Genomic DNA, 10,812 nt, shown 5'->3' on the forward strand with positions numbered 1-10,812 from the left:
CGATCACTGCGATGACCGGCGGCGGGCACCACCTCCCGCACGGCCAACATCAGCGCCTCGTGGCGCACGCGACTTCTCGTCCACACACAACACCAGCGCCCGTTCGGGCGGATTGTGGTACAGGCCAACAACATCCACGACCTTCTCGATGAACAACGGGTCGGTGGAGATCTTGAACCCGTCAGTGAGATGTGGTTTCAGCTCGAACCGCCGCCAGATCCGCCCCACCGTCGATTTCGACAGCCCTGTCCGCTCGGCCATCGACGACCGCGACCAATGCGTGGCATCAGAGGGGACCTGTTCCAGGGTCATCTCCACCACCTGCTGCACCTGATCCAGCAGGATCGACGGCGGCCGACCCGGCCTCGGCTCATCGGCCAGGCCCGCCAACCCGTACTCGATGAAACGGCCCCGCCACTTACGCACCGTCATCGCCGACACGCCCACCTCGGCCGCCACGTGGGTGTTGAACGCACCCGGCTCGGCGCAGGCCAGCACGATCCGGCACCGCAACGCATACGCCTGCGTCGACGGACGTCGCCGCCCGCGCACCCCGCACCAACTCCCGACGCTGAGCCTCGGTCACCACCAAATCCGGACCCGACCTCGGCCTCCCAGTCCTCACCACCGCCGAATCCTACAATCAGCCAACGGATTTCAGGCGCACAACACTAGGTGCCGGCGACGCTGCCCGCCACAAGCCTGTCGGTCGCAACTCGATTGTGAAGCAATACTGCACAGTATTTGGAGCCGAGAAGCGATGGACCACACCTGCCCGGTTCGTGCATTATCATCTGTGTCCAAAACCACAGACAGCGGCCCGACCCACGGTATCCATCGGAAGTAGTCCAAGACCGTTACCTGCTCATGACTGTCATGTCGGCATCGCAATGTGGATAGGCATGACTTCCCGTTTTCTTGAAATCGGCTGATGTTGCTCGGAGCTGTCGAGACCCGGGAGGCTAGTCCATAGAACTGATTGGTGCACTGACAGAAGGATAGCGGCGACACCGTACACAAATAGGCGGTGAATTTATAGGATATGCGCACCGTATCTGAACGGTAGAAATACCCCCTTGAAGTCTGGCTAAAAGTTTATGCAAGGAGCATCTGATGAACGACGGCAATGGCGCCGCGCGAAAGAAAGCGTTGCTGGCTGGCGCGATCGGCAACTTCGTCGAGTGGTACGACGCTGTGCTGTACGGCTTGTTCGCGACCACGATTGCTACCGTGTTCTTCCCGAAAAGTAGTTCTGCCACGGCCCTGTTGTCCACTTTCGCGATCTTCGGGGTCGCGTATGCCGCGCGCCCGTTGGGAGGGCTCGTATTCGGTCATCTCGGTGATAGGTTCGGTCGGCGCTTTGCGCTGATGCTGTCGGTGATGTTGATGAGTGCCGGCACAGTCATACTGGGTCTACTGCCCAGCTACGCGCAGGTCGGCATCGCAGCACCGGTATTACTTCTACTGTGCCGACTCGTGCAGGGTTTCTCCACCGGCGGCGAGTACACAGGATCTACCGTCTTCGTTGTAGAACACGCGCCGCGGGACCAGCGAGGTCGATACGCCTCGATCATCCCGTCAGTGTCCTACATCCCATCGGTGGTCGGCGTCCTGGTTGCCGAGGTCATGACCTCAACGACGACACCCGAGCAACTGACCGCGTGGGGATGGCGGGTACCCTTCCTGGCTGCGGCACCCCTGGCTTTGGTAGGCCTATACCTGCGGCGGCAAGCGGGCGAGTCACCGGAATTCGAGGCGCTGCGAAATTCGGGGAAGATTTCAACTGCACCAGTAAAGGAGGCCCTCAAAGTAGCGACAAAACCCATCATGATCTTCATTGGTTGGGGAATAGCCTATGGGGTCGCGGCCACCTTTTTCAGTACGTTTCTCCTTTCGTACTTGACCGTCACGGTCAGGTTCACCAAAGCCGAATCGCTGGTCGTGCAACTGGTGTGGGCGGTCGTAGTCGTGGTGGCTTGTCTCCTGGCCGGGTACGCGATCGACCGTGTGGGGCGAAAGCCCGTCGCGGTCGCTTCCGCTCTTGCTCTGGGTGTCTGGGTCATCCCGACCTTTGTGCTCCTTGAGCACGCTTCCGTGCTAGGGGCCTCGTTGATGGTCGCTGCATGCGCATTCTTGTTCGGTGGCGTCGCTGCGACGACAAGCTTGGCTGTCGTCGAGCTGTTCCCGGCAGCTGTCCGGTCCTCAGCGAGTGGGCTTGCCTATAACATCTGCGCTGTGTTCACCGGGAGCACACCGATCCTGGCCACCTGGCTCGTCACGAGGGGCTTTCAACTTGCTCCCGGCTTTTGCCTCACCGGTCTATGCGCCGTCGCGGCCATAGTGGCCGCCTACGGAATCGGCAACCGTGCGCGGCACATTCCCGCTGTCGAAGAAATCGTGACGCAGACACCTACCGAACATTCCCAGGCGGTTTTGTGAGTGAGACGCTGGCGCAGACACTCCTGCCGCTCCAGCAGACCGAAGGTGGTCAGTTCAGAGGTTGTCAGTGGATTCCATCCCTAATAGATGCGTGTGCTTTTCGGCAGAGCTCTCCTTTTTCATTGAGCTGTGGCACTCAATGTAAGGGAATTTGATAACCCGCGGGAATCGATCTAGGAGGTCGACCTATTGGAAGGAGACGTCATGGAGAAGCCTCAACGAGGTAGATCAAAGTTGGAAGATCGACAAGTTGCAAGGCACCCGATGATGTCGCAGATAGAATTTGCAGACCTTGATTCGTGGGAAACTCCAGCCGTGGTCCGGCAGATAGTGGTTGTCGGTGGTGGGCCAGCCGCGCAGCGATGCGTTCTTGAACTCCGCGAGATTGGGTTCACCGGCTCGGTGACCCTGGTGAGCTCAGAATCTATCTGGCCCTACGACGGCATTTTGCTGTCAAAGGATCACCCAGAAGATAAGACGGCCTCGTTCGCGCCAATGGCCGGACTCGACTTTTGCGGAGAACGAGGCGTCGAGCTGCTGCTTGGTCGGAAAGCGGTCGCACTCGACCCCGTGACACGCTGCGTGGAGTTGGCCGACGGCGCCGAGCTCACTTATGACCGACTAGTCCTTGCTGTGGGCGGTACACCGGTCTTGCCGCGCTCGCTGGCTGCGCCAGGCGTGCTCACTATGTGGACCGCCGCCGATGTGGGTTCGGTCCGCCGCGCGCTGGAGCGTAGCGGGCGTGTGGTGGTGATAGGCGCTGGGCTGCTAGGAGTTGAAATCGCTGCCGCCGCGATCGCCGCGGGCTGTTGCGTGACTCTGGTCGAAGCTAAATCGGTGCCGCTCGAACCGGTGCTCGGCGAGGAGGTGGGGCGTTTGGTGGGCGATCTTCACGCCTCTCATGGGGTCGATCTACGCTGTGGTGTGTCGGCAGACCGCGTGACCGCGACTGCGGACGAGTATCGCGTCGAGCTGGCAGACGGCACCGTCCTGTGGTCTGACAGTGTGATCGTTTGTGTCGGCACCCGGCCCGCCGTCGACTGGCTGCACTCTAGCGGGATTGCGATCGACCTCGCCATCATGACCGATGCGGAATGTCGTACCTCGCTGCCCGGCGTGCTCGCTGCCGGTGCCTGCGCGCAGTGGTGGGATTGTCGGGTAGGGGACTACTGCGGCGTCGAGCATTGGGACACCGCCGGCGACCACGGTGCGGCCGCGGCTCGGGCAGCGCTCGGGCGGCCAGCTGCCTTTAATCCCATTTCCTTCTTTCGTTCTCACCAGTACGGCGTCAAGTTCCAGTGGGCAGCAAATGCGTCGCGGTGGGACAAGGTAAAGATCAATGGCCAGAGTTGCACCGACTTCTCGGCCGGATACTTCGACGGTGAGTACCTCGTAGGGGCTTTTGTCGCGAATCGGCCCAAAGAGTTCGGCGCGCTGAAGCATCAGCTTGTCAAGGAAAGCAAGTTCGCGGGACCAGGAAAGGGAACATCTCTTGCCATGGCTGAGTGACGACGAGATGGAAACGAGCGGCGCCAGATCCGCGTCGGGGCCTTACTCTAAAAGCACTCGAAGCAGTAGCTCATTCGGCTCTCTAAGATTTCGAAACTTCCGCTTGATGGCGAGCAGCACGCTCCTCTCGGGAGTCGGATACTGGATGGGATTAACCGCACAGAGTTGGCTGGTGCTCAGCCTCACCGGTAGTGCTGCGGATGTCGGTCTGACGGCCGCCTTCTTGTTTTTGCCATCGCTGGTGCTTGGGCTAGCCGGAGGCGTTCTCGCCGACCGGTACCCGAAGCGTCGTGTTCTGGTCTTCGGCTATGTCGCCTGGTCCTCGTTGAGTGCGCTGCTCGCAAGCCTGACCCTCTCTCATGTGGTACAGGCATGGCATGTACAGCTGATCGCCGCCGGGATCGGCTCCGTTAACGCCCTCTGTTGGCCCGCTCAGTCGGCCTCTCTCGCCGAGATGGTGGATCCGGCCTCGTTGCGTAACGCGATCAGCATCAACTCGTCCGGGACACAGCTCTCTGCGTTGGCAGGCCCTGCCGTCGGAGGTCTTTTGACCAGTTCAGTTGGACCGGGCGGCGCGTTCTTGGTCGCCGCCGTTTGCTATGCCGTGCCCATATTGGCGATGACGCGAATACGAGCTGAGGAGCTGCATACGCAAGCGCCAGTGCCGTCGGCGCGAGGGCAGATGGGTGCTGGGTTGCGCTATGCAGCGAGTCGGCCCGATGTCCTCCTGCCGACGATCCTGATTGCCCTATACGGAATGTTCACAGGCAACAACTCGGTCACTCTGGCCGTCTTTGCTAAGTCCGTCTTCGACTCCGGCTCCGGTGGATACGGGCTTCTCACTTCCACCGTGGCGATCGGTTCGCTGATCGGCGCGCTCATCTCCGCCCGCCTGCATCGAACGCGTCTGCGCACCTTGGTGATGTTCGCGGCGACGCTCTCCGCCCTCTACATGCTCTCGTCGGTCGCACCAACGCAGCTGGTCTTCTGCGCAGTATTGCTGTGCATAGGTGCGAACACGCTGCTGCTGCAGACCTCCACTAACTCCACCGTCCAGCTCGCCGCTCACGGCAGCATCCGGGGACGAATCGTGGGGATCTACCTTCTCGCATGGTCTGGCGGCATCGCCATCGGAGGACCGTTGGTCGGCAACGTCAACCAGCATCTCGGTCCCCGAGCCGGCATGCTGCTTGCTGGCGTATTGCCTGGCGTCGTCACCCTACTGATCGCCCTTAGGCTCGCCATCCACTTACGGCGCTCGCGCCACTCACTGAAACAAGTCGTCACTGACCGGGTTCGTCACTCACGATCAATCAATGCTGCCGAGACCTCAACAAAAGCCCTGCAGAACAATGGAGGGGCTCCGTGCGTCTCCGGTGCATCATTTCGCATGCGGCCGAAAACTGGCGCTCGTGGCGACCGTCGCCGATGCCAGAGGGAAGCTTGATCGACTCGATTATCGAACCCCGGGTGAGTTGGTCCGCCGCTGAACTCTTCCGCAACTAGCTAGAAGGAAATCACCCGATCGGAATGCTCGAAAGGCAGATGTCTGGCCGCGTGAAGGTAAGCCCCGGCATAAGTTATTCCTGTCGGTGAGCGGGAGGCCGGCATCGGCAATTGTCAGCTCTAAAAGATTCCGAATTCGTGTTCCGTCGCATTGTTCACCGGCTATCGTCGCAAAGCTGACTTGAGGTGGCTCAGCAAGGATCAAGTGTCTAGCAGCAACAGGCACGAGAGGGAATTGGGCGCATTCAGTCCACGCCTCAGGCCCGCGTGTCTGCAGAAACCAGCTCCGACAGCAGATCTTTGATCGATTTGTACTCGTTGTCTGCATGTCGTGTTGGGGGCTTCCCGGTTGTCGGTGAGCTCAGCGCGCGGAGATTGGCTGAGCCTATGGGCGTCGGGCTAGTATCCGTTCGCCAAGCTGTATACGTCGGTCGGCCCCGAACCTCGTCTCGACGCCGGTGAGACTTAGAGCCCAAGCTGGCTGCCCTGTCGATCGAAAACAGCGGCGGCAATGCCCCAGATTCCTTCCACGATTACGCCGGGTTGGTCGCCGTTGCTCGTCGGCGAAAGTCTGGCCGGCGAGGGCTTCTCGCCGGAAGATCCGCCACCACGGCTCTTGTAGGTTGAGCCAGCACGCCCCGACAGGGATGAACGCGTGTTTGATCCGTGGATAGTCTTCGAGCCATTCGCGGGTGGATTTGCTGTTGTGGCTGGAGAGGTTGTCGGTGATCACGTAGATATCGCCGACAGGGTTGGCTTGTTCGACCAGTTCCAGGAAAGGCTGATAGTTGATGCTGTTGCGGGAGGAAGCGGTGAGCGTGACGGCGTGGCCGTCGCGGACGCGGATCGAGCCGTACACCCAGACCCGGTCCGGACCGCGCGAATATTCCAGGGGTGCCTTGATCCGGTGACCGTCGACCGACCACCCCGGGGCGGGGCCGAATGTACGAGCAGACACCGGGCCCAGCTCGTCGGCGCAGACTACCGTGGCACCTTCGGGTGGCTGCGTGTAGAGACCGACGATGTGGGTTCTTTTGGGACGAAGTAGGGATCCTTGCTCGTCGTCCACGAGCATGGCCGACGCCATCGAACGCCCTCTGCGACAAGGATTCTGCGAACCTGACTACGCCCTACGGCGATGCCTTCGGCGCGAAGGACATCGGTCAGGGAATCCAACGTCCAGCACGAGGCTGCCGCATCTTTCTCAGCGTGCAGCCCACCGTGCGATTGCCGCATCAGACGCCCTGGCGGCGTTGTGGCGACCAAGGCCACGATGCGGCTGCGCTCGGCCTCGGTCAGCCGCGGCTTGCGCCCTGACCCGGCCCGGTCTCCCAGCCCTTCCAGTCCGTGAGTATTGAACCGGTGCAGTCGTTCTCGCACCGTCTGCGGATGACAGCCCAGCTCGCCCGCGATCTGCGCGGTCGACTTACCATCCCACCTCGCCGTGATCATCCGCGCCCGCCGGATCCAATCCCCAGGCGCATGCCGAGCCGCGGCCAGTTTTCGAATCTTGCGCTCTTCCAACATATTACGCGCGTGTCATGCCATAAACCCCTTCGGCAGAACCCACCTCGACCACGCCCGAACCACCAAGGCCAGCAACGAGTTACACGATCATTGAGGAACGCAGCACTAGCACGACAGTTGTATTTCGGTGTTTCATGATCGGTTTGGTCGGTAGCGGAGTTGTCTGGCGTGATGTTGGTGGTGGCGGCGCCAGTGGCAGGCAGCTATTGCGTGGGTGAGGGTGCGGGCTGGGTGCAGCGCTATCGCCAGGAGACGGCGGATGTCGGCGACTGTGATTCGGCCCAGCCCGCGTGGGCTTGTGGGTCGGTGGCCGCGGTGACGGCGAGAAAGGCGTGGGCGAGCATGGCCAGGGTAATGTGGCGGTACCAGGGATACCATTTGCGGACTTGGTAGTGGTCCAGGCCGCATGGGTCCTTGGCGGGGTGGGTAGGGTGGGCCGCGCAGCGAGGTGCCCGCGATAGCGGGTCCTTTTTAAAAAATAACCCCGGAGTTCGTTGGAGTCTTCGTCTCCGGCTCCTCACTGGACCTGAGGGTTTTCCGTGTTCTGGTGGTTTTTGGCCGTTCTGACTCAACTTCAGATATTCCGAGCCGCTCTCGCGTTGGATGATGCTTCAGCGGTGTAGCCGAAGGTCAGGAGGCGCGGTGGGGTTGTCGGTCGTGCGGGATCTGCGCGAGATGCGTGGGCCTGCGGGCCCGGAGGAGATCGAGGGGTTCGAGACCGACGTGTTCGCGGGTTTTGTCCTCGCCCGTTGTGCGGCTGGCTTGTCGGACAACACGATTCGCTCGGATGTCAGCCACTTGGAGCAGGTGCGGACCTGGTTCGGGAAACCGTTGTGGGACATGCTGCCCGCGGACGCGGACGCGTATTTCGGGACGGTGCTGCGCCCGGTGCCGATCCCCACGAGACTTGCTCGGGCCCAAGCGATCAGGACCTATTTCGAGTTTCTGGCGCTGCGACACAAGATCGAGATCCACAATCTGACGGGCCGGATCGTCGAGTGCCCGATCGACGAGATCAACCGGCCCAGGGGGCGGCTCAATGCCAAGTTGCGCATCCCGCCGGCCGCCGAGCAGGTCGCACGGTTGTTCGCCGGGTGGCGCGGGGAGCTGGCGACCTGCCGCAAATTCGGGCCTGTTGCCCGCAACTACGCCGCAGCAAGGTTGATGTGCGAGGTGGGGTTGCGGGTCAACGAGGCGCGTCAGCTGGATCTGGCCGATATCAAGTGGGATCTGGGCCGGTTCGGCAAACTTCATGTCCGCCATGGCAAAGGCGCTCGGGGTTCCGGGCCGCGTGAGCGCATGGTGCCGCTGATCAACGGCGCGGGCCGGACCCTGCGCTGGTTCGTCGAGGACGTGTGGTGTCAGCTCGGCGACGATCCCGCCCGGTTGGGCGCGCCACTGTTCTGCTCGGAGCGCCGTAACGCCGATGGAACCGCGGCCCGGGTGAGCAGCGAGACGTTGCGCGCCGGTCTGGCCGAGGCCGCGGTGCGGCATCTGCCGGAATGGCTGGAGAGTCTGACTCCGCATGTTCTTCGTCATTTCTGTGCAAGCGAATTGTATTCGGGTGGAATGGATTTGATCGCAATCCAGGAAACGCTCGGTCACTCCTGGGTTGCTACGACGATGAATTACATCCATGTTCATCGCACGCATGTCGAGGACGCGTGGCTTGCCGGGCAGGACCGCGCCGCCCAGCGTTTGAAGGGACTGGGGATATGAGGTGGAACTTGAGGTTGGCCGCCGCCAACCGCGGCATCTGGAAGGCCAGCGAGTTGCAGCGCCAGCTCGCTGATCACGGCCTGGTGATCAGTGCCGGGAAGATGTCCGGGCTGTGGTCGGGCAGCCCGGCCAGCATCAAGCTCGAGGACCTGGACATCATCTGCGCGGTGCTGGGCTGCGGAGTCGAGGAGATCCTCATCGCCGAGCCCGACAAGATCGATCGGCTGGTCGCCGACGTCGAGCCGACGGTCTCGACCGGAACCGGCGGGATGGTGGTGACGCCCAAACGTCGTGACGGCCGGTCACTTCCACCCGAGTGACCAGGCGGAGACCGGAGTGGCTCGAGCAGACACGGGCTGCCCGGCGGGCGCCGGACAACCAGGCGGACAGCTGCCCCGAATGCCTGGCCTGGGGGATGTTGTATGGCGGCTACTGTCGCGCCTGCTACGACTTCCGGCGGCGCCACCCCAGCGCCGTCTGCGCCGTTTGTGCTCGGGTCGTGCCGCTGAAAAACGGCTATTGTCGGCTGTGCTGGCTGCAGGCCGCCGCGCTGGCCGCGGATCCACTGATCGTCACCGAGGACGATCTCGCTCGGGTCACCTGCCACCAGTTGTGGTTCGCGGGGATGACCAAGATGCGCGGCCCGCGTTCCGGGGTGCGGTTGCGCGCCCGCCTCCGGGCGACTATCGCCGCGCTGCCGTCATCAGAGCCGGAGACGGTCACCAGCGGACAACTGCAGCTCCATCTGCCAGGGGCCGGCCGGGCTTTCGACTGGACCCAGCATGCCGAGCTCACCAGCCCCGCGCTGGTTCGCGCGCGCCGGATCGCCCGAGCACTCGGCGAGGGCCATGGCTGGAACACCAAACTGGCCGCCGAACTGGACCGGGCGCTGGTCATCCTGCTGTCCGGACACGACGACGGCGAACAGTTCCGCTACTCGGACCTGATCGGCGTGCTGCACCGCTATGGCGTCAGCATCAACCGGGTCGCCGAAGTGCTGACCGAGCTGGGATTGCTGGTCGATGACCGCGTCCCGTCCTTCGACACCTGGCTGGAGGACAAACTCGCAGACCTGGCTCCGGGCATCGCCGCCGACGTCCGTGACTGGGCGCTGGTGTTGCGGCGCGGCGGGTCTCGCAGCCAGCCCCGCAACATCAACACCGTCCGCATCTACGTGCGCGCCGCCCATCCCGTTCTGGTCGAATGGTCCGGCCATACGACCACCTGCGCGAGGTCACCAGCGGCGACGTCAGAGCGGTCGCCGGCGCCTTGCACGGTCACCAGCGGCGGCGAACCCTCGGCGCGCTGCGCTCATTAACGCGGCACTGCAAAAAGAAGGGCACCATCTTCGCCGACCCCGCAGCGCGAGTCCGCCCCGGCTATCGCGACGAGCCGATCATTATTCCCTTGCGCGGCAACCAAATCGACGACGCAACACAGGCCGCGACCACACCGGCAGCCCGAATCGCGCTCGCCCTGGCTGCAGTCCACGCTGCCCGGCCCGAAGCCATCCGCACCCTGCGCCTGGACGACGTCGACCTCGGCAACCGGCGGCTGACCATCGGCACCGTGACCCGCCCCCTCGACGAGCTCACCCACCGGCTCCTGCTCGACTGGCTCGAATACCGGCGAAAACGCTGGCCCAACACCGCCAACCCGCACCTGATCATCAACAAACAGACCGCCTCGACCACCCGCGCCATCAGCGTCAACGCACTCACCGCGCCGTTCCGTCGACGAGCCGCCACACTCGAAACCTTGCGCGTCGACCGTCAACTCGACGAAGCACTCACCCACGGCCCCGACCCGCTCCACCTGACCGTCGTGTTCGGACTCGACGAGACCACAGCGATCCGATACTGCGCAGCCGCGCGAGTGATCCTCGAAACTCCAGCCGAGCAATACGACCCACCGAGTTGAGCACGAACCCAAGGATGAACTCGCCCCAAATCCCTTGAGCGTCCTTGGGTTCCCGCCGAAGAACCCTCAGTTAGCCTGAACCCCGGGCAAAGCCTCGACCTCCCACCGAACCGGACATGCCCGCTTTCCAGGCATCACGGCTCTCCAGTGATTACGTCGTGGACGCGGTGACGGGGGTGTGGATGAGGTCGT

10 protein-coding genes and 1 pseudogene are annotated in these 10,812 nt (G+C 62.8%); 7 read left to right on the plus strand and 4 right to left on the minus strand.

Annotation, left to right across the window (positions count from 1 at the left end; translation table 11 throughout):
* Positions 1–3: 3 nt before the first annotated feature.
* A complete protein-coding gene (locus ACFXN1_RS50235) occupies positions 4–552 on the minus strand; it encodes an IS630 family transposase (protein WP_379464097.1) in 549 nt (182 codons plus the stop codon).
* Between the two features lie 561 nt (positions 553–1,113).
* Between ACFXN1_RS50235 and ACFXN1_RS50240 the strand changes: the two genes are divergently transcribed.
* From ACFXN1_RS50240 to ACFXN1_RS50250, 3 genes are all read left to right on the plus strand, one after another.
* A complete protein-coding gene (locus ACFXN1_RS50240; RefSeq protein WP_379445823.1) occupies positions 1,114–2,439 on the plus strand; it encodes an MFS transporter in 1,326 nt (441 codons plus the stop codon).
* A gap of 204 nt (positions 2,440–2,643) precedes the next feature.
* Complete coding sequence (locus ACFXN1_RS50245; protein WP_379445824.1) at positions 2,644–3,948, plus strand: NAD(P)/FAD-dependent oxidoreductase; 1,305 nt, start codon at positions 2,644–2,646, stop codon at positions 3,946–3,948.
* Between the two features lie 7 nt (positions 3,949–3,955).
* A complete protein-coding gene (locus ACFXN1_RS50250) occupies positions 3,956–5,395 on the plus strand; it encodes an MFS transporter (RefSeq protein ID WP_379445833.1) in 1,440 nt (479 codons plus the stop codon).
* 444 nt (positions 5,396–5,839) lie between these two features.
* Here ACFXN1_RS50250 and ACFXN1_RS50255 read toward each other — a convergent pair whose 3' ends face one another.
* The 3 genes and pseudogenes from ACFXN1_RS50255 to ACFXN1_RS50265 all read right to left on the minus strand — a co-directional run.
* Entirely contained in the window at positions 5,840–6,529 is a 690-nt protein-coding gene (locus ACFXN1_RS50255; RefSeq protein ID WP_379445825.1) for a transposase, read from the minus strand.
* Positions 6,436–6,981, minus strand: coding sequence for a helix-turn-helix domain-containing protein (locus ACFXN1_RS50260; RefSeq protein WP_379445826.1), 546 nt, complete (start codon positions 6,979–6,981; stop codon positions 6,436–6,438). The genes ACFXN1_RS50255 and ACFXN1_RS50260 overlap by 94 nt, the downstream gene beginning before the upstream one ends.
* A gap of 239 nt (positions 6,982–7,220) precedes the next feature.
* Positions 7,221–7,400, minus strand: a pseudogene (locus ACFXN1_RS50265) (IS701 family transposase); the annotation flags it as partial.
* Positions 7,401–7,623: 223 nt separating this feature from the next.
* Between ACFXN1_RS50265 and ACFXN1_RS50270 the strand changes: the two are divergent.
* The 4 genes from ACFXN1_RS50270 (at position 7,624) to ACFXN1_RS50285 (ending at position 10,620) form a co-directional block, all read left to right on the plus strand.
* A complete protein-coding gene (locus tag ACFXN1_RS50270) occupies positions 7,624–8,700 on the plus strand; it encodes a tyrosine-type recombinase/integrase (RefSeq protein ID WP_379445827.1) in 1,077 nt (358 codons plus the stop codon).
* Positions 8,697–9,020, plus strand: a complete 324-nt coding sequence (locus tag ACFXN1_RS50275; RefSeq protein WP_379464099.1) for a helix-turn-helix domain-containing protein — start codon at positions 8,697–8,699, stop codon at positions 9,018–9,020. The genes ACFXN1_RS50270 and ACFXN1_RS50275 overlap by 4 nt, the downstream gene beginning before the upstream one ends.
* Positions 9,021–9,199: 179 nt before the next feature.
* Positions 9,200–10,018, plus strand: a complete 819-nt coding sequence (locus ACFXN1_RS50280; RefSeq protein WP_379446725.1) for a hypothetical protein — start codon at positions 9,200–9,202, stop codon at positions 10,016–10,018.
* Positions 10,019–10,107: 89 nt separating this feature from the next.
* Positions 10,108–10,620 (plus strand): hypothetical protein, encoded by a 513-nt coding sequence (locus tag ACFXN1_RS50285; RefSeq protein ID WP_379446724.1) that lies wholly within the window; start codon positions 10,108–10,110, stop codon positions 10,618–10,620.
* Positions 10,621–10,812 lie beyond the last annotated feature (192 nt).

The sequence above is a fragment of the Nocardia sp. NPDC059154 genome (assembly GCF_042755705.1).
GTDB lineage: Bacteria > Actinomycetota > Actinomycetes > Mycobacteriales > Mycobacteriaceae > Nocardia.

What these genes read in the sequence shown, in the direction of transcription:
- ACFXN1_RS50240 (WP_379445823.1), top strand. Translation starts at nt 1,114, where the DNA reads ATGAACGACGGCAATGGCGCCGCGCGAAAGAAAGCGTTGCTGGCTGGC.
- ACFXN1_RS50245 (WP_379445824.1), top strand. Translation starts at nt 2,644, where the DNA reads ATGGAGAAGCCTCAACGAGGTAGATCAAAGTTGGAAGATCGACAAGTT.
- ACFXN1_RS50250 (WP_379445833.1), top strand. Translation starts at nt 3,956, where the DNA reads ATGGAAACGAGCGGCGCCAGATCCGCGTCGGGGCCTTACTCTAAAAGC.
- ACFXN1_RS50255 (WP_379445825.1), bottom strand. Translation starts at nt 6,529, where the DNA reads ATGCTCGTGGACGACGAGCAAGGATCCCTACTTCGTCCCAAAAGAACC.
- ACFXN1_RS50260 (WP_379445826.1), bottom strand. Translation starts at nt 6,981, where the DNA reads ATGTTGGAAGAGCGCAAGATTCGAAAACTGGCCGCGGCTCGGCATGCG.
- ACFXN1_RS50275 (WP_379464099.1), top strand. Translation starts at nt 8,697, where the DNA reads ATGAGGTGGAACTTGAGGTTGGCCGCCGCCAACCGCGGCATCTGGAAG.